The following is a 21,812-nucleotide window of genomic DNA, read 5'->3' on the forward strand; positions in this document are numbered from 1 at the left end:
GATATTCAGGAGAAAACGTGACAAAGATCCGCCAGTTATGTTTCGTCAGCCTGTTGCTGACAAGCGGGGTTGCCAGCGCGGCGAATGTCCGTTTGCAGGTTGAAGGGTTATCCGGGGCGCTGGAAAAAAACGTTCGTGCGCAACTGTCAACGATCCAGAGTGACGAAGTGACGCCGGACCGGCGATTTCGCGCGCGCGTGGATGATGCGATCCGCGACGGGCTAAAGGCGCTGGGGTATTACGAACCGACCATCGATTTCGACCTGCGTCCGCCTCCGGCTAAAGGGCGGCAGGTACTCATTGCCCGCGTCTCGCCCGGAGATCCGGTAAAAATAGGCGGCACCAACGTGGTGCTGCGCGGCGACGCGCGTACCGACCGGGATTATCTCGATCTGCTGAGCACGCGCCCGCGCGTTGGCACCGTGCTTAACCACGGCGACTACGATCGTTTCAAAAGGTCATTAACCAGCGTGTCGCTGCGCAAAGGTTACTTTGACAGCCAGTTCAATAAAAGCCAGCTGGGCGTGGCGCTCGACAGACACCAGGCCTTCTGGGATATCGATTATGACAGCGGCGAGCGCTACCGCTTTGGGGCGGTGACCTTTGAAGGTTCGCAAATTCGCGAAGAGTACCTGCAAAACCTGGTGCCGTTCAAAACGGGCGATTATTACCAGTCGAGCGATCTGGCCGAGCTGAACCGTCGTCTGTCGGCTACCGGCTGGTTTAACTCGGTGGTCGTTGCGCCGGAATTTGATAAATCGCGCAAAACGAAAGTTCTGCCGCTGCACGGCGTGGTTTCGCCGCGTACGGAAAACACCATCGAAACCGGGGTAGGTTATTCCACGGATGTGGGGCCGCGGGTGAAGGCGACGTGGAAAAAGCCGTGGATGAACTCCTACGGCCACAGCCTGACCACCAGCGCCAGTATCTCCGCGCCCGAGCAGCAGCTCGATTTCAGCTACAAGATGCCGCTGCTGAAGAACCCGCTTGAGCAATACTATTTGCTGCAGGGCGGCTTCAAGCGCACCGATTTGAACGATACCGAGCAGGACTCCACCACGCTTGCGGTCTCACGCTTCTGGGATCTCTCCAGCGGCTGGCAGCGCGCCATCAACCTGCGCTGGAGTCTCGACCACTTTACTCAGGCCAACGTCACCAATACCACCATGCTGCTTTATCCGGGCGTGATGATCAGCCGAACCCGCTCGCGCGGTGGCCTGATGCCAACCTGGGGTGATTCCCAGCGCTACTCCATCGATTACTCCAACACGATGTGGGGGTCCGACGTGGACTTCACGGTCGTGCAGGCGCAAAACGTCTGGATCCGAACGCTGCTGGATAAACACCGCTTCGTGATGCGCGGCAACCTTGGCTGGATCGAAACCGATGATTTTGAGCGCGTTCCGCCGGATCTGCGCTTCTTCGCCGGGGGCGACCGCAGCATTCGTGGCTATAAGTACAAATCAATCTCGCCGGAAAACGACAAAGGCCAGCTCACCGGGGCATCCAAGCTGGCAACCGGATCGCTGGAGTATCAATACAACGTCAGCGGCAAGTGGTGGGGCGCGATGTTCGTTGACGGCGGTGAAGCAGTTAACGACATCCGCAGAAGCGATTTCAAAACCGGCGCGGGCGTAGGCGTGCGCTGGCAGTCGCCCGTCGGGCCTATCAAGCTCGACTTTGCCGTGCCGGTGGGTGACAAAGACGAACACGGTTTACAGTTTTACATCGGTCTGGGGCCTGAATTATGAGTTTATGGAAGAAGATAAGCCTCGGGGTGCTGATATTTATCGTGCTGTTGCTTGGTACGGTGGCGTTTCTGGTCGGAACGACCACGGGTTTACACCTGCTGTTTAACGCGGCTAACCGCTGGGTGCCGGGGCTGGAGATAGGCCAGGTCACCGGCGGCTGGCGCGATCTGCGTCTGAAAAACATTCGTTATGAGCAGCCGGGCGTGGCGGTTAACGCCGGTGAATTCCATCTGGCGGTGAAGCTGGGCTGCCTGCGGGACAGCAAGCTCTGCGTAAACGATCTGTCGCTAAAAGATGTGAACGTGGCGATAGATTCGAAAAAAATGCCGAAGTCCGAGCCGGTGCAGGAAGAGGACAGCGGTCCGCTTAACCTCTCCACGCCGTACCCGATTGCGCTCTACCGGGTGGCGCTGGACAACGTCAATGTCAAAATTGACGACACCACCGTGTCGGTAATGGATTTCACCTCCGGCCTGCGCTGGCAGGAGAAAAACCTCACCCTGACGCCCACCTCCCTGCAGGGGCTGCTGATTGCCCTGCCGAAGGTGGCCGAGGTGGCGCAGGAAGAGGTGGTTGAACCGAAGATCCAGAACCCGCAGCCGGATGAAAAACCGCTGGGCGAAACGCTGAAGGATCTGTTCTCGAAACCGGTCCTGCCGGAGATGACCGACGTTCATCTGCCGCTGAACCTTAATATCGAAGAGTTTAAAGGCGAGCAGTTGCGCCTGACCGGCGACACCGATTTAACCGTCTTTAACATGCTGCTCAAGGTCAGCAGTATCGACGGCAACATGAAGCTCGATGCGCTGGATATCGACACCAACCAGGGTTCGGTCAACGCCACGGGCAATGCGCTGCTGCGCGATAACTGGCCGGTGGATATCACCCTGAACAGCGCGCTCAACATCGACCCGCTGAAAGGCGAGAAGGTGAAGCTGAAGGTTGGCGGTGCGCTACGCGAGAAGCTGGAGTTTGGCGTTAACCTCTCCGGGCCGGTGGACATGGTGCTGCGCGGGCAAACGCAACTGGCGCAGGCCGGATTACCGATCAACCTGGAGATTGTCAGCCAGCAGCTTTACTGGCCGTTTACCGGCGAAAAACAGTTCCAGGCCGACGATCTGAAGCTGAAGCTGAGCGGCAAAATGACCGACTATACGCTGTCGTTCCGCACGGCGGTGAAAGGCCAGGGCGTGCCGCCCGCGACGATTACGCTGGATGCGAAGGGGAACGAGCAGCAGGTTAACCTCGACAAGCTCACCGTGGCGGCACTGGAAGGTACCACCGAGCTGACCGCGCTGTTGGACTGGCAGCAGGCCATCAGCTGGCGGGGCGAGCTTAAGCTCAAGGGGATCAACACCGCCAAAGAGGTGCCGGACTGGCCGTCGAAACTTGATGGCCTGATCAAAACCCGGGGCAGCCTGTACGGCGGTACGTGGCAGATGGACGTGCCGGAAATCAAGCTCACCGGTAACGTGAAGCAGAACAAGGTCAACGTAGAAGGCGCGGTGAAGGGCAACAGCTACCTGCAATGGACGATTCCCGGCCTGCACGTGGCGCTGGGGCGTAACACCGCGGATATCAAAGGCGAGCTGGGGGTGAAAGACCTCGAACTGGACGCCACCATCGATGCGCCAAATCTCGATAACGCCCTGCCGGGCCTTGGCGGCACGGCAAAAGGTCTGGTGAAGGTGCGCGGGACGGTGGATGCACCGCAGCTGCTGGCGGATATCACCGCCAATAACCTGCGCTGGCAGGAGCTGTCCGTTGCGCGCGTTCGCGTGGACGGGGATGTGAAATCCACGGACCAGATTGGCGGTAACCTGAACCTGCGCGTGGAGCGCATCTCCCAGCCCGGCGTGAACATCAACCTGGTCACGCTCGACGCCAAAGGCAACGAGAAGCAGCACGATCTGCAGCTACGGGTGCAGGGCGAGCCGGTTTCAGGGCAGCTTCATCTGGCGGGCAGCTTCGATCGCAAAGCGGCGCGCTGGAAAGGGACGCTGGATAACACCCGTTTCAGTACGCCGGTCGGGCCGCTGGCGCTGTCGCGCTCAATCGCGCTGGACTACCGCAACGCCGAGCAGAAGATCAGCATTGGGCCACACTGCTGGACCAACCCGAATGCCGAACTGTGCGTACCGCAAACCATTGATGCCGGTGCAGAAGGGCGCGCGCAGGTCAATCTCAACCGCTTCGACCTGGCGATGCTTAAACCCTTCATGCCTGACACCACGCAGGCCAGCGGCGTATTCACCGGCAAGGCCGACGTGGCGTGGGACACCACCAAAGAGGGCTTGCCGGAGGGCAGCGTGAAGCTCTCCGGGCGCAACGTGAAGGTAACGCAGGAGGTTAATGACGCATCGCTACCGGTCGCGTTCGACACCCTGAACGTCAACGCGGAGCTGCGTAACAACCGCGCAGAGCTGGGATGGCTCATCCGCCTGACCAACAACGGCCAGTTTGACGGGCAGGTGCAAATCACCGATCCGCAGGGGCGGCGTAATCTCGGCGGCAACGTCAATATCCGCAACTTCAATCTGGCGATGGTCAACCCGATTTTCTCTCGCGGAGAGAAAGCGGCGGGAACCCTGAACGCTAACCTGCGTCTGGCGGGAGACGCCCAGGGGCCGCAGCTGTTCGGCCAGATGCAGCTGAACGGCATTGATATTGACGGGAACTTCATGCCGTTTGATATGCAGCCGAGCCAGCTTTCAATGAACTTTAACGGCAGGAGTTCGACCCTGGCCGGGGTTGTGCGCACGCAGCAGGGGGAAATCAACCTGAGCGGTGATGCGGACTGGAGCCAGCTGGATAACTGGCGCGCCCGCGTCGCGGCGAAGGGCAGCCGGGTACGCATTACGGTGCCACCGATGGTGCGCCTGGACGTGTCGCCGGATGTCGTCTTTGAGGCGACGCCAAGCCTCTTTACGCTTGATGGACGCGTGGACGTGCCGTGGGCGCGTATCGTGGTTCACGAGGTGCCGGAAAGCGCGGTGGGCGTCTCAAGTGACGAAGTTATGCTCAATGAAAATCTGAAACCTGTCGAACAGAAGAGCGCTGGCATCCCGATCAATAGTAATCTTATTGTGCACGTGGGGAATAACGTGCGTTTGGATGCGTTTGGGCTGAAGGCAAGGCTGACGGGCGATCTGAAAGTGGCGCAGGATCAGCAGGGACTTGGCCTCAACGGACAAATCAATATTCCTGAAGGGCGTTTCCACGCCTACGGTCAGGATCTGATTGTGCGTAAAGGCGAACTGCTGTTCTCCGGCCCGCCGGATCAACCGCTGCTGAACATCGAAGCGATTCGTAACCCTGAGGCCACCGAAAACGACGTCATTGCGGGCGTGCGTGTCACCGGCTCTGCCGACGAACCGAAGGCGGAAATCTTCTCCGACCCGGCGATGTCGCAACAGGAAGCGTTGTCTTACCTGCTGCGCGGGCAAGGTCTGGATAGCGGTCAGAGTGACAGCGCGGCGATGACGTCAATGTTAGTCGGTCTGGGGGTTGCACAAAGTGGTCAGGTTGTGGGTAAAATCGGCGAGACGTTCGGCGTAAGCAATCTGGCACTGGATACTCAGGGCGTGGGTGACTCTTCGCAGGTAGTGGTCAGCGGCTACGTACTGCCGGGTCTGCAGGTAAAATACGGTGTGGGGATCTTTGACTCACTGGCAACACTCACGCTACGCTATCGCCTGATGCCTAAGCTATATCTGGAAGCAGTGTCTGGCGTAGACCAGGCACTTGATCTGCTCTATCAGTTTGAGTTTTAGCAATGCGAATATTTGTTTACGGCAGTTTACGCACCAAGCAAGGCAACAGTCACTGGATGACCAACGCCCTGCTGCTGGGAAATTACAATATCGAGAACTACCAGTTGTACAGTCTGGGCCACTATCCAGGCGCGGTTCCGGGAAACGGAACGGTACAGGGTGAGGTTTATCGTATTGATAATGCCACGTTAGCCGAACTTGATGCCTTGCGCACCAGGGGCGGTGAATACGCTCGCCAGTTGATCCAGACGCCGTACGGGAGTGCATGGATGTACGTGTACCAACGTTCGGTCGAAGGGTTAACGCTGATTGAAAGCGGTAACTGGTTAGACAGAGACCAGTACTGAGAAAAACAACGCCACCGCAAGGTGGCGTTGTTTTTTGCGCCTTTTGCCGGATGACCCGGCCTGCATGTTCATTTCAGGACCGTGCAAGCGTAGCGCCGCCGGGCGACACTCTCCAGCCATAAAAAAGCCCCGGCTCGCGGGGCTTTCAGCAATCGGCAGTAAGAATTACTTCTTAGCCGCACGCTCGAAGGACGCAACGATTTCTGCTTTAGCCGCTTCAGCGTTGTCCCAACCGTCAACTTTAACCCATTTGCCTTTTTCGAGGTCTTTGTAGTGCTCGAAGAAGTGAGTGATCTGCGCTTTCAGCAGCTCTGGCAGGTCGTTCACATCTTTAATGTGATCGTACTCTTTGCTCAGCTTGGTGTGCGGGACCGCAACCAGTTTGGCATCTTCGCCCGCTTCGTCGGTCATTTTCAGCACGCCAACTGGACGGCAGCGAATGACTGCGCCTGGCTGCAGTGGGTATGGCGTTGGGACCAGAACGTCAACCGGGTCGCCGTCCAGAGACAGGGTGTGGTTGATGTAACCGTAGTTGCACGGATAGAACATCGCGGTAGACATGAAACGGTCTACGAACAGGGCACCGGTGTCTTTGTCGATTTCGTATTTGATAGGATCTGCGTTGGCCGGGATTTCGATAACAACGTAGATGTCTTCTGGCAGTTCTTTACCCGCAGGGACGTTGAGTAAGCTCATGTCTGTGTCCTTTAAAATGGATGGTAAACAAGTGGCAGGTATTATAGCCAACTGGCGCTGAATGTCTCCGCCTGTTTTCGCCTTCTCTGCCCCGCAAGCCCACTTTTCAGACCCTTTCCATGACAGGAAAATCCATAAACTCAGCCGCATTTTAAATGCCGAAATGAAAGCGATTACAAAGTTGTGATTAACGTTTTATTCACTTTTCTGAAGTGTGATGTAACGCAATCCGTTACATCTCGCATTGGCTATAGTTTTTTCGCAGAACATCTTTTAACCAACAATAAACACCCTACGAGGACGTTCATATGTGGAAGCGCTTACTTCTTGTCACAGCAGTTTCGGCAGCCATGTCGTCTATGGCGATGGCTGCACCCTTAACCGTAGGATTTTCGCAGGTCGGCTCTGAATCCGGCTGGCGCGCCGCGGAGACCAGCGTGGCGAAAAGCGAGGCCGAAAAACGCGGTATCACGCTGAAAATTGCCGACGGCCAGCAAAAACAAGAGAACCAAATCAAAGCGGTACGCTCCTTCATCGCTCAGGGCGTAGATGCCATTTTCATTGCCCCGGTGGTCGCGACAGGCTGGGAGCCGGTACTGAAGGAAGCGAAAGACGCTGAAATTCCGGTCTTCCTGCTCGATCGTTCCATCGATGTAAAAGACAAATCTCTCTATATGACCACCGTGACGGCTGACAACGTGCTGGAAGGCAAATTGATCGGCGACTGGCTGGTGAAGCAGGTTGACGGCAAACCGTGCAACGTCGTTGAGCTGCAGGGCACCGTCGGCGCAAGCGTGGCCATCGACCGTAAGAAAGGCTTTGCCGAGGCCATCGCTAAGGCGCCAAACATTAAGATTATCCGTTCCCAGTCCGGCGACTTTACCCGCAGCAAAGGTAAAGAGGTCATGGAGAGCTTTATCAAGGCGGAAAACAACGGCAAAAACATCTGCATGGTTTACGCCCATAACGATGACATGGTGATCGGTGCGATCCAGGCGATTAAAGAAGCGGGCCTCAAGCCGGGCAAAGATATTCTCACTGGCTCTATCGACGGCGTGCCGGATATCTATAAAGCAATGATGGATGGCGAAGCGAACGCCAGCGTTGAGCTGACCCCTAACATGGCCGGCCCGGCATTCGACGCGCTGGAGAAATTCAAGAAAGACGGCACTAAGCCTGAACAGCTGACCATTACCAAATCGACGCTCTACCTGCCGGACACGGCGAAAGAAGAGTTAGAGAAGAAGAAAAATATGGGTTACTAAGCCAGTAAAATTGCCGGGTGGCGCTGCGCTAACCCGGCCTACGCTACGCTTTTTTGTAGGCCGGATAAGCGTAGCGCCATCCGGCTTGATGCAGGGGGAACCATGACCACCGAACACCATCAGGAAATCCTCCGCACAGAGGGCTTAAGCAAATTCTTTCCCGGCGTAAAAGCGCTGGATAACGTCGATTTCAGCCTGCGTCGCGGCGAAATCATGGCGTTGCTCGGCGAAAACGGCGCGGGAAAATCCACCCTGATTAAGGCGCTGACCGGCGTCTATCACGCCGATCGCGGCACCCTCTGGCTGGAGGGCAACGTCATTTCGCCGAAAAATACCGCCCATGCCCAACAGCTGGGGATTGGCACGGTGTATCAGGAAGTGAACCTGTTGCCGAATATGTCGGTGGCGGACAACCTGTTTATTGGCCGGGAACCCAGGCGCTTCGGCCTGCTGCGCCGTAAAGAGATGGAAGCGCGGGCCACAGCGCTGATGGCGTCTTATGGCTTCTCGCTCGACGTTCGCGAACCGCTGAACCGTTTTTCCGTGGCGATGCAGCAGATCGTGGCTATTTGCCGCGCCATCGATCTGTCGGCAAAAGTGCTGATCCTCGATGAGCCGACCGCCAGTCTCGACACCCAGGAAGTGGAAATGCTGTTCACCCTGATGCGCCAGCTGCGCGATCGGGGGGTGAGCCTGATCTTCGTTACCCACTTCCTCGATCAGGTGTATGACGTCAGCGATCGCATTACCGTTCTGCGTAACGGCAGCTTTGTCGGTTGCCGCGAAACCCGCGAGCTGCCGCAGATTGAGCTGGTCAAAATGATGCTGGGTCGTGAACTGGAGACCAACGCGCTGCAGCGTGCGGGCCGTACGCTTCTCAGCGATAAACCGGTCGCTGCGTTTAGCGGTTTCGGCAAAAAAGGGGTGATTGCGCCGTTCGATCTGCAGGTACGCCCCGGCGAGATCGTCGGTCTGGCGGGGCTGTTAGGATCGGGCCGCACTGAAACCGCCGAGGTGATCTTCGGGATCAAGCCTGCCGACAGCGGCAGCGCGCTGATCAAAGGCAAACCGCAAACCCTGCGATCGCCGCATCAGGCGTCGTGTCTGGGCGTCGGTTTCTGCCCGGAAGACCGCAAAACGGACGGCATTATTGCCGCCGCCTCGGTGCGCGAAAACATCATTCTCGCGCTGCAGGCGCAGCGCGGCTGGCTCAGGCCGATCCCGCGTAGAGAGCAAAACGCCATTGCTGAACGCTTTATCCGCCAGCTCGGCATCCGCACCCCGAGCGCGGAGCAGCCGATTGAGTTTCTCTCGGGCGGTAACCAGCAGAAGGTGCTGCTGTCACGCTGGCTGTTAACCAAACCGCAGTTCCTGATCCTCGACGAGCCGACGCGCGGTATCGACGTGGGCGCGCACGCCGAAATTATCCGGCTGATTGAAACGCTCTGCGCCGACGGGCTGGCGCTGCTGGTGATTTCGTCTGAGCTGGAGGAGCTGGTGGGCTATGCCGATCGAGTCATTATCATGCGCGATCGCAAGCAGGTCGCCGAGATCCCGCTGGATAAGCTCTCCGTTCCGGCAATCATGAACGCCATTGCGGCATAAGGAGTTAATCGTGATGTCCCGTTCACTTTCGCACACCGGCGAGACAAAGCGCCGCTTCACCTGGCCAACCGGCACGCCGCAAATCATCGCGCTGCTGCTGGTTCTGCTGGTGGACAGCCTGGTTGCGCCGCATTTCTTCCAGATAATCGTGCAGGATGGCCGCCTGTTTGGCAGCCCGATTGATATTTTAAACCGCGCCGCCCCGGTGGCGCTGCTGGCGATTGGCATGACGCTGGTGATTGCCACCGGCGGGATCGACCTCTCCGTGGGCGCCGTGATGGCCATTGCCGGCGCGACGGCCGCGTCGATGACCGTTGCCGGCCACGGCCTGCCGATGGTGCTGCTTGCCGCGCTGGGTGCTGGGGTACTGGCCGGGCTGTGGAACGGCATTCTGGTCGCCGTGCTGAAAATACAGCCGTTTGTTGCCACCCTGATTTTAATGGTTGCCGGACGCGGCGTGGCGCAGCTGATTACCTCCGGGCAGATTGTCACCTTTGACTCGCCGAGCCTGGCGTGGATCGGCAGCGGCAATTTTCTCTACTTCCCGATGCCGGTGATTATTGCCCTGGTGACGCTGATCGTGTTCTGGCTCTTTACCCGCAAAACGGCGCTCGGCATGTTCATTGAAGCAGTGGGAATCAACATTCGCGCGGCGAAAAACGCCGGGGTGAATACGCGGCTGATGGTGATGCTGACCTACGTGCTAAGCGGCGTGTGTGCCGCCATTGCCGGGGTGATCGTCGCAGCGGATATTCGCGGAGCCGATGCCAACAACGCCGGGCTATGGCTGGAGCTGGATGCGATCCTCGCGGTCGTTATCGGCGGCGGTTCGCTGATGGGCGGGCGTTTTAACCTGCTGCTCTCGGTGACGGGCGCGCTGATTATTCAGGGGATGAATACCGGGATCCTGCTCTCCGGTTTCCAGCCTGAGCTAAACCAGGTGGTGAAAGCGGTGGTCGTGCTTTGCGTGCTGATCGTTCAGTCGCCGCGCTTCGTCAGCATCATTAAGGGGATCCGGGGTCATGATAAAACGTAATTTACCGTTGATGATTACGCTGGGCGTGTTTGTGCTGGGCTATCTCTACTGCCTGACGCAATTCCCCGGCTTCGCCTCCACGCGGGTGATCTGCAACATCCTGACCGATAACGCCTTTTTAGGCATTATTGCCGTCGGAATGACCTTTGTGATCCTCTCCGGCGGGATCGATCTCTCCGTTGGCTCGGTGATCGCCTTTACCGGCGTGTTCCTCGCCAAAGCGATTGGCTTCTGGGGGATCTCACCGCTGCTGGCTTTCCCGCTGGTGCTGGTGATGGGCTGCGCGTTCGGCGCGTTTATGGGGCTGCTGATCGACGCGCTCAAAATCCCGGCGTTCATCATTACCCTCGCCGGGATGTTCTTCCTGCGCGGCGTAAGCTATCTGGTGTCGGAGGAGTCGATTCCGATTAACCATCCTGTCTACGACACGCTCTCCAGCCTGGCGTGGAAAATTCCCGGCGGCGGGCGGCTGAGCGCGATGGGGCTGCTGATGCTGGGCGTGGTGGTGATTGGGATCTTCCTTGCGCACCGTACCCGCTTTGGTAATCAGGTGTATGCCATTGGCGGTAGCGCCACCTCGGCGAACCTGATGGGGATCTCCACGCGCAGCACGACGATCCGCATTTACATGCTCTCTACCGGGCTGGCGACGCTGGCCGGGATCGTGTTCTCGATTTATACCCAGGCAGGCTACGCGCTGGCGGGCGTGGGGGTAGAACTGGATGCGATCGCATCGGTGGTGATTGGCGGCACGCTGCTCAGCGGCGGCGTGGGCACGGTGCTCGGCACGCTGTTTGGCGTGGCGATCCAGGGGCTGATTCAAACCTATATCAACTTTGACGGCACGCTAAGCTCATGGTGGACGAAGATTGCCATCGGCATTCTGCTGTTTATCTTTATCGCCCTGCAGCGCGGCCTGACGGTACTCTGGGAGAACCGCCAAAGCTCGCCGGTAACACGCGTAAACGTGTCGACAACAAAGTGATAACACACTGAATTTGCTTAAAGACTAAACATTTTCCGGTAGCGGCCGATATCCTTATTTTATGCCCAGAAATATCTCGCTACCGGAAATAATATCATGCTTAAAACGCTATCGATTCGTACCGGCTTGCTTTCTTTACTGGCCGTTATGACCCTTCTGCTGCTGATTGTCAGCGGCATTGGCATTTATGCCCTCACGCAGAGCTCTTCTTCACTCCAGCGCATCAACCACCTTCAGGGTGAGCAGATGGTGCAGCTTAATTCGGGTTACACGCTGATCCTGCGTGCGCGCAATGAAGCGGGCCAGGCCGTCCGTATGATGGAAATCGGCATGCTCGACGACGCGGCAAACGCGGTGAAGAACATTCAACAAGAAGTCATCCAGGCCCAGAAAACGCTGAAAGCCGTTATTGACGACGGCGTGGCGGATACGCAGGGGCAACAGCTGCTGGACAAGGTCGCGGCGAGCCTTGCGGCCTATAACCAGCAGGGGATCAACCCGATGCTGAAAGCCCTGAACGACCAGAGCGCGGATGGCTACTACGATCTGCTGGAGAACGCCCTGGTGCCGGTGGCGAAGCGGTTTGATAACGATATGCAGGCGTTTCAGGCGTGGAGCGACGCGCGGGGCAAAGCTGAAGTGAACGCCGTGCAGGCGAGTAAAACCCGGGTGATGATCCTGATCGTGGTGGCGGCGCTGCTGACGGCGGGCATTATCGTGCTGGCCTGGCTGGTTCTGCGCCATATGCTGCTTAAGCCGTTGTCGGCCTCTATTGCTCAGCTGGAGCATGTGGCGGCGGGCGACCTGACGCATACGCTCAACGCCCCGGCAAGCCAGGAGTTTAACCGCTTAAATGCGGCCATCGAGGAGATGCGCCAGTCGTTGATGGGCTCGGTGCTGCGCGTACGCGATGCCAGTTCGCAGATCGATACCGGCAGCCGCGAGCTTACGGCGGGCAACATCAACCTCGCCCAGCGCACGGAATCGACCGCCACCTCGCTGGAGCAGACGGCGGCCAGCATGGAGGAGATTACCGCGACGGTGAAACTCAACGCAGACAATGCGGAACAGGCGCACCAGCTGGCGAAAACTGTTTCCGACACCGCCGATCACGGCAGCGAAATGGTCTGCTATGTCATTGAGAAGATGCGTGATATCTCCGGCAGCTCGGCGCGTATTGCTGACATCCTGAGCGTGATCGACGGCATCGCGTTCCAGACCAACATTCTGGCGCTAAACGCCTCCGTTGAGGCGGCGCGTGCGGGCGAGCAGGGGCGGGGGTTTGCGGTGGTTGCGGGCGAAGTGCGAAATCTGGCCAGTCGAAGCGCCGATGCCGCTAAAGAGATCCGCGCGCTTATCAGCGATTCGCAAACCCACGTGAATGAAGGGAGCGAGCTGGCGCAGCAGGCGGGGGAAACGATGGATGAGATCGCCACCGAAGTGCTGCGTATGACCAAACTGATGCGTGAAATCGCGACAGCGTCTCATGAACAGAGTCGTGGTATTGAGCAGGTCAATATTGCGGTCAATCAGATGGACGAAACCGCGCAGCAAAATGCGGCGCTGGTCCAGCAATCCTCTGCTGCGACGCGCTCGCTGGAAGAGCAGTCGCGCGAGTTATTGGCTGCGATGGCGTCCTTTAAGCTGACGGCACAAACGGCCTGAAAACAGGCCTCCACCCTGGCGCTTGCGCCAGGGTTTATACTGTCGCTGAATTAACCGCGCCAATATTATCGTGAATGCCGCCCATTAATATTTCCAGCGTGGCGGTTAGCGCCAGCGCTTTTTCGGTGGGTTCAAGATACAGCCCTTTACGAATAAAGAGCGGCTCACTAAAGAGCTGCGTGAAACGCTTTAACGCCAGGCTCACTGCCGGGCGCGACATCTCCAGACGCACAGACGCCTTCGCCAGGCTTTTACAGCGTACCACCTCAATAAAGACAGGAATAAGATTTAAATCGATGCCGGTACAGGCTCGGGAATAGTTTTTCATCACCGGTATGCTCCAGGGAATATTTCATAAACTGTTATGAAAATAATGCAGGAGCGAGGATGCGGATTAAAGCGCCATTTTTATATTCATTTATACGGTTAACGATATAAATAAAAAGGGGAGCCAGAGCAGCTCCCCCTATTGCGTGCGTTATGCGTCCGGGTATTCGCGGATCATCCGCTCAACGTCTTCAACCATATGGTTGTTGCCGACGAAGAACGAGCGGCGCTGGTGCAGGCTTTCCGGCACGATGTCCAGAATGCGTTGCTTACCGTCGCTCGCCTTGCCGCCCGCCTGCTCGGCCAGGAACGCCATCGGGTTGCATTCGTACAGCAGGCGCAGCTTGCCGTCGGGGTGGCTGGCGGTGCTTGGGTAGAGATAGATCCCGCCCTTCAGCAGGTTGCGGTGGAAGTCCGCGACCAGAGAGCCGATATAACGAGAGGTATACGGGCGCTGGGTGGCTTTATCTTCTTCCTGGCAGAACTTGATGTACTTCTTCACGCCGTTCGGGAACTTGATGTAGTTGCCTTCGTTGATGGAGTAGGTGCTGCCTTTCTCCGGGAAGCGCATGCGCTCCTGACACAGGCAGAACACGCCCAGTGACGGATCGTAGGTGAACGCATGAACGCCACAGCCGGTGGTGTACACCAGCATGGTTGAGGAGCCATACACTACATAACCCGCGGCCACCTGCTGGCTGCCCGGTTGCAGGAAGTCTTCTTCCGTTACCGGCGTGCCAACAGGCGTGACGCGGCGGTAAATGGAGAAAATGGTACCCACAGAGACGTTAACGTCGATGTTAGAGGAGCCATCGAGCGGGTCCATCAGAACAACGTATTTTGCGTGCTCGCATCCTTCGAAAACGACGATTTCATCTTCTTCTTCAGAGGCGATACCCGCAACGATGTCGCGCGCGCGCAGTGCAGCTTTCAGTTTTTCATTTGCGAACAGGTCAAGTTTCTGCTGAACCTCGCCCTGAACGTTCTCGGCACCGCTGGCACCCAGGATATCGACCAGACCGGCCTTGTTGATATCGCGGTGGATGATCTTAGCGCCCAGCTTTATTGCCGACAGCAAAGCAGTCAGTTCACCCGTAGCATGAGAGAACTCGTGCTGCTTTTCGACAATAAATTCACCTAACGTTTTCATAACACTTTCCCTGCATCTTATGTGAGTAGAGCGATCGTATGTTCACTAAAACGACTAAAGCCCAACAATCTTAACAAATATTCAAATAGTAGCGCAGAGGTGAATCGCGCCAGCAAAATACGGATTTACCTGAAATGCGTTTCACACCCGCTGACATGTGAGTAAAATGTGCGCCACATTGAAGAAGGATAGTGACGTATGCGCATTCATATTTTGGGGATTTGTGGCACTTTCATGGGCGGCCTGGCATTGCTGGCGCGCGCGCAGGGCCACGAAGTGACGGGTTCGGACGCCAATGTGTATCCGCCGATGAGCACGCTTCTGGAGAAAGAGGGGATCTCCCTTATTCAGGGATATGATGCCAGTCAGTTAGAGCCGCAGCCGGATCTCGTCATCATTGGCAATGCCATGACCCGGGGTAATCCGTGTGTTGAAGCGGTGCTGGAACGCAATATACCGTTCATGTCTGGCCCGCAGTGGCTGCATGATTTTGTGCTGCGCGACCGCTGGGTCGTCGCCGTGGCCGGGACGCACGGTAAAACCACCACCGCCGGGATGGCGACCTGGATCCTCGAAGCCTGCGGCTACAAGCCGGGCTTCGTGATTGGCGGTGTGCCGGGGAACTTCGACGTCTCTGCGCGCCTGGGCGACAGCCCGTTCTTTGTCATCGAAGCCGATGAGTATGACTGCGCGTTCTTTGATAAACGCTCCAAGTTCGTGCACTACTGCCCGCGCACGCTGATCCTCAACAACCTTGAATTCGACCACGCCGATATTTTCGACGACCTGAAAGCCATTCAGAAGCAGTTCCACCACCTGGTGCGCATCGTGCCGGGGCAGGGCCGTATCATCCTGCCGGAGAACGACATTAACCTGAAACAGACGATGGCGATGGGCTGCTGGAGCGAGCAGGAGCTGGTGGGCGAGCAGGGCCACTGGCAGGCGAAAAAACGTAACGCTGATGCCTCCGAGTGGGATGTGCTGCTCGACGGCGAAAAAGTGGGTGAAGTGAAGTGGGGCCTGGTCGGCGAGCACAACATGCACAACGGCCTGATGGCGATTGCCGCGGCGCGTCACGTCGGCGTTGTGCCTGCGGATGCGGCGAAGGCGCTGGGCACGTTTATCAACGCCCGCCGTCGTCTGGAGCTGCGCGGTGAAGCGCATGGCGTGACGGTATACGATGACTTCGCGCATCACCCAACCGCTATTCTGGCGACGCTGGCAGCCCTGCGCGGCAAGGTCGGCGGTACCGCGCGCATTCTGGCGGTGCTGGAACCGCGCTCTAACACCATGAAGATGGGGATCTGCAAAGACGATCTCGCGCCGTCGTTAGGCCGCGCCGATGAGGTCTTCCTGTTGCAGCCGCAGCATATTCCGTGGCAGGTCGCGGAAGTGGCCGACGCCTGCATTCAGCCTGCGCACTGGAGTGCGGACGTAGATGTGCTGGCGGATATGGTGGTGAAAGCGGCACAGCCGGGCGATCACATTCTGGTGATGAGCAACGGCGGTTTCGGTGGGATTCATCAGAAGCTGCTGGATGGTTTGGCTAAGAAAGCGGAAGCGGCCATCGACGCGTAAAAAAAGCCCGGTGGCGCTTGCGCTTACCGGGCCTACGTTCCTCTTCTTCCTCTCCCCTATGGGGAGAGGGCCGGGGTGAGGGGAACAGATTACTCTTCGTTCTCGGCCAGCTCGCGCAGATACTGGAAAATCAGGCGCGCGGACTTCGGCGGCTTATTCCCTTCTTTCTCTTTCTTCGCGTTGCGGATCAACGAACGCAGCTGCTGGCGGTCGGCATCCGGCCACAGGTTCAGCACTTCGGCTACCGCGTCATCGCCCTGTTCAATCAGACGGTCGCGGATTTGCTCCAGCTTATGGAACAACGCAACCTGCTGGTTATGACGGTTCTTGAGCTTATCCAGCGCCTGACGAATAGGATCGACATCGCGCTGACGCAGCATTTTACCAATCAGCTGAAGCTGGCGGCGACGGCCCTCTTTTTTGATTTTCTGTGCCAGTTCAATGGCGTCACGCAGATCCTGGTCGAGCGGGATCTTATCCAGCGCGTTTTTACCCAGTTCTACCAGTTCCGCGCCAAGCTGTTTTAACTCTTCGGCGTCACGTTTAATTTCACTTTTACTGACCCAGATGATCTCATCATCTTCGTCTTCGATGTCATCACCGGGAACGTCGTCGAGCCAGTCTTCGGGCTGCTTAGTCATGTCAGGCTCCTTAAAAAAAGAGGCTAATGTTACCAGTTAAGACGCGCACTGAAAAACGGTTCTCTGTTAGACTTCAGTTAACTCTCTCTTACAGTATGGCATTTGCGATGAAAGTAACCTCACAAGTTGAAGCGCAGCGTAAGATTCTGGAAGAAGCCGTCTCCACCGCGTTGACGCTCGCTTCAGGTAAATCAGATGGCGCCGAAGTGGCGGTCAGCAAAACCACCGGCATCAGCGTGAGCACCCGCTATGGCGAAGTGGAGAATGTAGAATTCAACAGCGACGGCGCACTGGGGATCACGGTCTATCACCAGAATCGCAAAGGCAGCGCGTCATCCACCGATCTCAGCCCGGATGCCATCGCCCGTACGGTGCAGGCGGCGCTGGATATCGCGCGCTACACCTCGCCGGATCCTTACGCGGGCGTGGCAGATAAAGAGCTGCTGGCGTTCGACGCCCCGGACCTCGATCTTTTCCACCCGGCCGACGTTACCCCTGATGAGGCGATCGAGATGGCCGCGCGCGCCGAGCAGGCCTCCCTGCAGGCCGATAAGCGCATTACCAATACCGAAGGCGGCAGCTTTAACAGCCACTACGGTATTAAAGTTTTTGGCAACAGCCACGGCATGTTGCAGGGCTACTGCTCGACCCGTCACTCGCTCTCCAGCTGCGTGATAGCCGAAGAAAACGGCGATATGGAGCGGGATTACGCCTACACCATTGGCCGCGCACTGGGCGATTTGCAGTCGCCTGAGTGGGTAGGGGCCGAGTGCGCCCAGCGCACGTTGTCGCGTCTGTCTCCTCGTAAGCTCTCCACCATGAAAGCCCCGGTCATTTTTGCCAATGAAGTGGCGACCGGCCTGTTTGGTCATCTGGTGGGCGCGATTGCCGGCGGCTCGGTTTACCGTAAATCCACTTTCCTGCTCGACTCGCTGGGCAAACAGATCCTGCCGGAGTGGCTGACCATTGAAGAGCATCCGCACCTGCTGAAAGGGCTGGCCTCTACGCCGTTCGACAGCGAAGGCGTGCGCACCGAGCGTCGCGACATTATTAAAGACGGTGTTCTGACCCAGTGGCTGCTCACCAACTACTCCGCGCGCAAGCTGGGGCTGAAAAGCACCGGGCACGCGGGCGGCATCCATAACTGGCGCATCGCCGGACAGGGCCTGAACTTTGAGCAGATGCTGAAAGAGATGGGCACCGGTCTGGTGGTCACCGAGCTGATGGGCCAGGGCGTCAGCGGCATTACCGGCGACTATTCGCGCGGTGCGGCTGGCTTCTGGGTCGAAAACGGCGAAATTCAGTATCCGGTGAGCGAAATTACCATCGCCGGCAACCTGAAGGAGATGTGGCGCAACATCGTTACGGTCGGTAACGATATTGAAACACGTAGCAATATTCAGTGTGGTTCAGTGCTTCTGCCCGAGATGAAGATTGCGGGCCAATAGATGTCGCCTGAGTAAATAATAAAAAAGGAAGTGAGCAATGCGTAAACACCTGTTAGCAATCGTCGCCGCGTCAACGCTGGTTCTTGGTTCTTCTGCGTTTGCCGCCGATCTTGAAGACAACATGGACATCCTCAGCCAAAACCTGAAGGTTGTGCAGAAAACGGACAATGCGTCTGAGATGAAAGACGCACTGACTAACATGCGTGAAGCGGCGCTGGATGCCCAAAAAGCCACACCGCCGAAGCTGGAAAATAAAGCCCCTGACAGCCCCGAAATGAAGGACTTCCGCCACGGATTTGACGTGCTGGTGGGCCAGATTGACGGCGCGCTGAAGCTGGCGAACGAAGGCAAAGTGAAGGAAGCCAAAGCGGCAGCCGATGGGTTTGTGGCGACACGCAACACGTACCACAAGAAATACCGTTAATTGGGTGCCTGAGCTGTACGTCCTTTCCCCGTATGCGGAGGCGCATGACGCGCCCCCGCATCCTTGCTCCCTACATGCCGGAGCGACAATCCAGTCGCGCTGTCACTGTAAAAGAACCGTTCCGAAAACTGATCTCGCACAGTGTTTTCCGCGTCACCAGCGTTAAGATGATGATTGTCAGTGCAATAATCATCAAAACACCGATACTCGGTTTCAGGCGTTTCATGGATGCCTCCTTGCTCTTAAAGCGGGCGAGGTAGCGAACTCCACGGTTGCGACGTGTTGTTTCCAGCCCCCGCCCTGATTTTTTATCAGGCGGGGCTTTCCACTTTCCGTCCCATGCATGAGACGGTCAGTCTCAAGCACCCGCAGCCACTCTAGCGCATCCTCATAAGAAAACCTTATCTACGTCACATTTCTACGAGCACGCTCGTAATCTTTTCCGCTTCAGCTACCCCTTATTTGCCACGTTATAGCGTGATATTCATCACGTAAATGCAGCGGTTTATCCAGATTCACCGCATTTATGTGGCACAGATCACTGCCGCTGCTCGCCTTTCCACTTCGAAGTGGAAAACAACTCGCTACAAACAATTCCTCCCCGGCGTTAGTTTGGTTCCAGAGCCATTAACGGGGTAAGACCAGTGATTAACGGAGCGGTAATGAACGACGTTGGGGAACAGGCGGTGCAAACAGAGCAGCTCGCCAACACCATGCTGCAGCAGGTCTACGCCCTGCTGGCCCGGCACGACATCATCCCGAATGCAGTACAGGAGCAGATGCTGACCTCCCACGTCCGCGCGATGGCGCACCGGTCCGTGACCGGCGAGCCGCTGCCGGAGGTTGAAGCGGAGCTGTTCGACGAAATTTCACCCGATTCAATGCGGCTTGCCCGTGAAGTGGTAGCGCAGTTTGGCAATCTTCCTGATGAAGAAGCCTGGCTGCTCTCCGTTCACTTTGAAGTCGCGAAAGACAACCTTTAAGGAGAAATACCATGGAACAAATTACCGTTGTGATTGGCGACCGCCTGGGCAAAGGACAGAAAGTGGCTGCGGGTGTGGAAAAAGCGGGTGGCCGCGCGGTTGTCGTGCCGGGCATGGCAGCGGACATGAAGCTGGGTGACGTGATGAAGGCGGAAAACGCGACCTTCGGCATCTCCTTCTGCGGCAGCGGCGGCGCGGGGGCTATCACCGCACAAACCAAATATGGCTACAAAGCGAAATACGGCATGCGTTCCGTGGACGAGGGCGTGACCGCCATCAACGAAGGCTGCAACGTGCTGGGCTTTGGCTTTATGGATAAAGAAGAGCTGGGTGAGCGTCTGGTCCAGGCGTGGCAGAAGAAGCACGGCGCGTAAGCATGAAAGAACAGTTCACGACAACGGTGAGAGTGAAGGGCAAAGGCGACGCTAAGGCGCGCGCCTTTGCCGATGCGCTCAACCAGGTTCAGGCTGCGGTGATGAAAGCCTCATCGCATATCTTACTGCGTATTGAGCCACAGGATGTGCAGGTCGTTCAGGCGCAAGAAGCGGTGCGTAAAGAAGCCTTTCTGTTCTTCTTTCTGCGCCGGGAAAGACGCACCTACAGCGTGGAGCTGGATGTGACCGTCAACGTGACCGCCATCAATCTTGACCAGGTGGATTTCGTCACGCAACGCTGATTATTGATAAAAGGGCAGACTGATGTTCTTAATTATTTTAATAAAATCGCTCATCATTGGCGGCCTGGTTGGCGTCGGTGTTGGCGCCGGGGCTGCACGCATGTTTCATGCGCCTACCACTCAGGGTATGGGCGCGTTTCGTACGTTGGGGGAACTGAACTCCTGTGAAGGGGATCCGGCTTCTCACTTCTCCTTTGGATTAGGTTTCTTCTTTAACGCCTGGGCCTCTTCGGTGGCAGCAGGTGCCTTCACACAGGACGTTGACCACCGCATCATCCCTAACTGGGGTGCCGCGGCGCTGATGATCAAAAACCGTAACGTCGGCGAAACGCTGCACGACCCCCGCAAAATGGCGATTGCCTGCGGCGTGATCGGCATGCTCGTCGTGACCTTCCTTAACCTTACCGCCTCTTCCGTTCCCGCCGCGCTTCAGGTCACCGCCGTGAAGGTGCTGGTCCCTGCGGCCAACCTGCTGGTGAATACCGTGATGCCGGTGATCTTCTGGCTGGCGGCCATCGATGCGGGTAAAAAATCCGGCTTCTGGGCTACCGTGTTTGGCGGCGCGGCGCAGCTGATCATGGGTAACGCCGTACCGGGTCTGGTGCTGGGTATCCTGATTGGTAAAGGCGTTGAAGAGAGCGGCTGGAACCACGTCACTAAAGTGATGATGGCGGCTATCGTTCTGCTGTTCGTACTGAGCGGCTTCTTCCGCGGCTTCGACATGAAGATGATCGAATCCTTCCATCTGACCGTGCCGAACTGGCTCGACATGATCCACAACTCGCTCAGCGGTAAATAACAGGAGCCTCGATATGGAACAGAATAAAGGTTTTTGGTATGCCGACTGGTCGTTCCCGATCTTCGTTGGCCTGCTCTCCTCCGGCGTGTTCGCCGGGACACACATGTACTACCTGTACGGTATCGGCGCGTTTAACGAAGTGGCCTTCGTGGCGATGCTGAAAGCGGGAATGGACACCGGCGTGTACGGCGCGGTCGCTGCGTTTGGCGCCAGCTTCCTGTTCGCGCGCATTATTGAAGGGTCGCTGGTCGGTATTCTGGATATCGGCGGGGCGATCCAGACCGGCGTAGGCCTTGGTGTACCGGCGCTGCTGCTGGGCGCGGGGATTATGTTCCCGGTGACCAACTTTATTGCCGCGCTGATAACCGGTCTGGTGATTGGCCTGGCGATTGGCTACGTCATCATTCTGGCGCGTAAGTTCACCATCAACCAGAGCAACTCCACCTACGGCGCAGACGTGATGATGGGCGCGGGTAACGCCTCTGGCCGCTTCCTCGGACCCTTGATCATCCTCAGCGCCATGACCGCCTCCATTCCGATTGGCGTGGGTTCACTGCTGGGCGCACTGCTGTTTTACATCTGGCAGAAGCCGATTACCGGCGGCGCCATCCTCGGTGCGATGCTGTTGGGCTGGCTGTTCCCGGTCGCCCTTTAATACCTGCG

General features: G+C 57.4%; 21 protein-coding genes. 16 read left to right on the top strand and 5 right to left on the bottom strand.

Features of this window, described 5'->3' with window-relative positions:
* Nucleotides 1–17 precede the first annotated feature (17 nt).
* From tamA to QLG21_RS06450, 3 genes are read left to right on the top strand one after another with little or no spacing between them, the layout of a single operon-like run.
* The gene (gene tamA / locus QLG21_RS06440) at nt 18–1,751 is read left to right on the top strand and encodes an autotransporter assembly complex protein TamA (RefSeq protein ID WP_282484087.1); all 1,734 of its coding nucleotides are present in this window, start codon (nt 18–20) and stop codon (nt 1,749–1,751) included.
* A complete protein-coding gene (gene tamB / locus QLG21_RS06445) occupies nt 1,748–5,524 on the top strand; it encodes an autotransporter assembly complex protein TamB (RefSeq protein WP_137849719.1) in 3,777 nt (1,258 codons plus the stop codon). The genes tamA and tamB overlap by 4 nt, the downstream gene beginning before the upstream one ends.
* A gap of 2 nt (nt 5,525–5,526) precedes the next feature.
* Nucleotides 5,527–5,871, top strand: coding sequence for a gamma-glutamylcyclotransferase (locus tag QLG21_RS06450; protein ID WP_006179035.1), 345 nt, complete (start codon nt 5,527–5,529; stop codon nt 5,869–5,871).
* Nucleotides 5,872–6,036: 165 nt separating this feature from the next.
* Here the strand turns inward: QLG21_RS06450 and ppa are convergent, their stop codons facing one another.
* Nucleotides 6,037–6,567, bottom strand: a complete 531-nt coding sequence (gene ppa, locus QLG21_RS06455) for an inorganic diphosphatase (protein ID WP_042322557.1) — start codon at nt 6,565–6,567, stop codon at nt 6,037–6,039.
* Nucleotides 6,568–6,875: 308 nt separating this feature from the next.
* Here ppa and ytfQ point away from each other — a divergent pair, with 308 nt between their 5' ends.
* From ytfQ to QLG21_RS06480, 5 genes are all read left to right on the top strand, one after another.
* A complete protein-coding gene (ytfQ, locus tag QLG21_RS06460) occupies nt 6,876–7,832 on the top strand; it encodes a galactofuranose ABC transporter substrate-binding protein YtfQ (RefSeq protein WP_006179039.1) in 957 nt (318 codons plus the stop codon).
* Between the two features lie 102 nt (nt 7,833–7,934).
* Entirely contained in the window at nt 7,935–9,437 is a 1,503-nt protein-coding gene (ytfR, locus tag QLG21_RS06465) for a galactofuranose ABC transporter, ATP-binding protein YtfR (RefSeq protein WP_006179041.1), read from the top strand.
* A 10-nt stretch (nt 9,438–9,447) separates the two neighbouring features.
* Nucleotides 9,448–10,473 (top strand): galactofuranose ABC transporter, ATP-binding protein YtfT, encoded by a 1,026-nt coding sequence (gene ytfT / locus QLG21_RS06470; protein ID WP_161975916.1) that lies wholly within the window; start codon nt 9,448–9,450, stop codon nt 10,471–10,473.
* On the top strand, nt 10,460–11,458 hold the full coding sequence (gene yjfF, locus QLG21_RS06475) for a galactofuranose ABC transporter, permease protein YjfF (protein ID WP_042322562.1): 999 nt from the start codon (nt 10,460–10,462) through the stop codon (nt 11,456–11,458). Before ytfT ends, yjfF begins: the two co-directional genes overlap by 14 nt.
* A 96-nt stretch (nt 11,459–11,554) precedes the next feature.
* Complete coding sequence (locus tag QLG21_RS06480) at nt 11,555–13,123, top strand: methyl-accepting chemotaxis protein (protein WP_282484088.1); 1,569 nt, start codon at nt 11,555–11,557, stop codon at nt 13,121–13,123.
* Nucleotides 13,124–13,157: 34 nt separating this feature from the next.
* Here the strand turns inward: QLG21_RS06480 and QLG21_RS06485 are convergent, their stop codons facing one another.
* Both QLG21_RS06485 and fbp read right to left on the bottom strand, forming a co-directional pair.
* Nucleotides 13,158–13,451 carry a LysR family transcriptional regulator gene (locus tag QLG21_RS06485; protein WP_153681985.1) on the bottom strand — a complete coding sequence of 98 codons (294 nt, stop codon included), beginning with the start codon at nt 13,449–13,451 and terminating at the stop codon, nt 13,158–13,160.
* A 150-nt stretch (nt 13,452–13,601) separates the two neighbouring features.
* Entirely contained in the window at nt 13,602–14,600 is a 999-nt protein-coding gene (gene fbp / locus QLG21_RS06490; protein ID WP_006179046.1) for a class 1 fructose-bisphosphatase, read from the bottom strand.
* Nucleotides 14,601–14,798: 198 nt separating this feature from the next.
* Here fbp and mpl point away from each other — a divergent pair, with 198 nt between their 5' ends.
* Entirely contained in the window at nt 14,799–16,178 is a 1,380-nt protein-coding gene (gene mpl, locus QLG21_RS06495) for a UDP-N-acetylmuramate:L-alanyl-gamma-D-glutamyl-meso-diaminopimelate ligase (protein ID WP_006179047.1), read from the top strand.
* A gap of 89 nt (nt 16,179–16,267) precedes the next feature.
* Here mpl and yjgA read toward each other — a convergent pair whose 3' ends face one another.
* Entirely contained in the window at nt 16,268–16,819 is a 552-nt protein-coding gene (yjgA, locus tag QLG21_RS06500) for a ribosome biogenesis factor YjgA (RefSeq protein ID WP_006179048.1), read from the bottom strand.
* Nucleotides 16,820–16,914: 95 nt separating this feature from the next.
* On the opposite strand from yjgA, the gene pmbA reads away from it, so the two are divergent.
* Both pmbA and cybC read left to right on the top strand, forming a co-directional pair.
* Complete coding sequence (gene pmbA / locus QLG21_RS06505) at nt 16,915–18,267, top strand: metalloprotease PmbA (RefSeq protein WP_006179049.1); 1,353 nt, start codon at nt 16,915–16,917, stop codon at nt 18,265–18,267.
* Between the two features lie 37 nt (nt 18,268–18,304).
* A complete protein-coding gene (cybC, locus tag QLG21_RS06510) occupies nt 18,305–18,691 on the top strand; it encodes a cytochrome b562 (protein WP_006179050.1) in 387 nt (128 codons plus the stop codon).
* Between the two features lie 70 nt (nt 18,692–18,761).
* Here the strand turns inward: cybC and QLG21_RS06515 are convergent, their stop codons facing one another.
* Nucleotides 18,762–18,917, bottom strand: coding sequence for a Hok/Gef family protein (locus QLG21_RS06515; protein WP_282484089.1), 156 nt, complete (start codon nt 18,915–18,917; stop codon nt 18,762–18,764).
* 418 nt (nt 18,918–19,335) lie between these two features.
* Here QLG21_RS06515 and QLG21_RS06520 point away from each other — a divergent pair, with 418 nt between their 5' ends.
* Genes QLG21_RS06520 through QLG21_RS06540 form a run of 5 tightly spaced genes read left to right on the top strand, consistent with a single transcriptional unit; the run spans nt 19,336 to nt 21,804 of the window.
* Nucleotides 19,336–19,674 (top strand): glycine dehydrogenase, encoded by a 339-nt coding sequence (locus QLG21_RS06520; protein WP_088208733.1) that lies wholly within the window; start codon nt 19,336–19,338, stop codon nt 19,672–19,674.
* 11 nt (nt 19,675–19,685) lie between these two features.
* Nucleotides 19,686–20,048, top strand: a complete 363-nt coding sequence (locus tag QLG21_RS06525; RefSeq protein ID WP_006179053.1) for an SFCGS family glycine-rich protein — start codon at nt 19,686–19,688, stop codon at nt 20,046–20,048.
* A gap of 2 nt (nt 20,049–20,050) precedes the next feature.
* The gene (locus QLG21_RS06530) at nt 20,051–20,350 is read left to right on the top strand and encodes a DUF4312 family protein (protein ID WP_282484090.1); all 300 of its coding nucleotides are present in this window, start codon (nt 20,051–20,053) and stop codon (nt 20,348–20,350) included.
* Between the two features lie 22 nt (nt 20,351–20,372).
* Complete coding sequence (locus QLG21_RS06535) at nt 20,373–21,149, top strand: DUF4311 domain-containing protein (protein WP_006179055.1); 777 nt, start codon at nt 20,373–20,375, stop codon at nt 21,147–21,149.
* A gap of 13 nt (nt 21,150–21,162) precedes the next feature.
* On the top strand, nt 21,163–21,804 hold the full coding sequence (locus QLG21_RS06540; RefSeq protein ID WP_006179056.1) for a DUF4310 family protein: 642 nt from the start codon (nt 21,163–21,165) through the stop codon (nt 21,802–21,804).
* Nucleotides 21,805–21,812: the final 8 nt, after the last annotated feature.

It is taken from the genome of Enterobacter sp. V87_3 (genome assembly GCF_029967835.1).
Taxonomy (GTDB): Bacteria; Pseudomonadota; Gammaproteobacteria; order Enterobacterales; family Enterobacteriaceae; genus Enterobacter; species Enterobacter cancerogenus.

Excerpts from the sequence above, each read along its gene's own strand:
- ppa (WP_042322557.1), bottom strand. The coding sequence starts at position 6,567 with ATGAGCTTACTCAACGTCCCTGCGGGTAAAGAACTGCCAGAAGACATC.
- QLG21_RS06540 (WP_006179056.1), top strand. The coding sequence starts at position 21,163 with ATGGAACAGAATAAAGGTTTTTGGTATGCCGACTGGTCGTTCCCGATC.
- pmbA (WP_006179049.1), top strand. The coding sequence starts at position 16,915 with ATGGCATTTGCGATGAAAGTAACCTCACAAGTTGAAGCGCAGCGTAAG.
- yjfF (WP_042322562.1), top strand. The coding sequence starts at position 10,460 with ATGATAAAACGTAATTTACCGTTGATGATTACGCTGGGCGTGTTTGTG.
- QLG21_RS06515 (WP_282484089.1), bottom strand. The coding sequence starts at position 18,917 with ATGAAACGCCTGAAACCGAGTATCGGTGTTTTGATGATTATTGCACTG.
- cybC (WP_006179050.1), top strand. The coding sequence starts at position 18,305 with ATGCGTAAACACCTGTTAGCAATCGTCGCCGCGTCAACGCTGGTTCTT.
- ytfR (WP_006179041.1), top strand. The coding sequence starts at position 7,935 with ATGACCACCGAACACCATCAGGAAATCCTCCGCACAGAGGGCTTAAGC.
- ytfQ (WP_006179039.1), top strand. The coding sequence starts at position 6,876 with ATGTGGAAGCGCTTACTTCTTGTCACAGCAGTTTCGGCAGCCATGTCG.
- tamB (WP_137849719.1), top strand. The coding sequence starts at position 1,748 with ATGAGTTTATGGAAGAAGATAAGCCTCGGGGTGCTGATATTTATCGTG.
- QLG21_RS06535 (WP_006179055.1), top strand. The coding sequence starts at position 20,373 with ATGTTCTTAATTATTTTAATAAAATCGCTCATCATTGGCGGCCTGGTT.
- QLG21_RS06450 (WP_006179035.1), top strand. The coding sequence starts at position 5,527 with ATGCGAATATTTGTTTACGGCAGTTTACGCACCAAGCAAGGCAACAGT.
- fbp (WP_006179046.1), bottom strand. The coding sequence starts at position 14,600 with ATGAAAACGTTAGGTGAATTTATTGTCGAAAAGCAGCACGAGTTCTCT.
- mpl (WP_006179047.1), top strand. The coding sequence starts at position 14,799 with ATGCGCATTCATATTTTGGGGATTTGTGGCACTTTCATGGGCGGCCTG.
- QLG21_RS06485 (WP_153681985.1), bottom strand. The coding sequence starts at position 13,451 with ATGAAAAACTATTCCCGAGCCTGTACCGGCATCGATTTAAATCTTATT.
- QLG21_RS06530 (WP_282484090.1), top strand. The coding sequence starts at position 20,051 with ATGAAAGAACAGTTCACGACAACGGTGAGAGTGAAGGGCAAAGGCGAC.
- QLG21_RS06525 (WP_006179053.1), top strand. The coding sequence starts at position 19,686 with ATGGAACAAATTACCGTTGTGATTGGCGACCGCCTGGGCAAAGGACAG.
- yjgA (WP_006179048.1), bottom strand. The coding sequence starts at position 16,819 with ATGACTAAGCAGCCCGAAGACTGGCTCGACGACGTTCCCGGTGATGAC.
- QLG21_RS06480 (WP_282484088.1), top strand. The coding sequence starts at position 11,555 with ATGCTTAAAACGCTATCGATTCGTACCGGCTTGCTTTCTTTACTGGCC.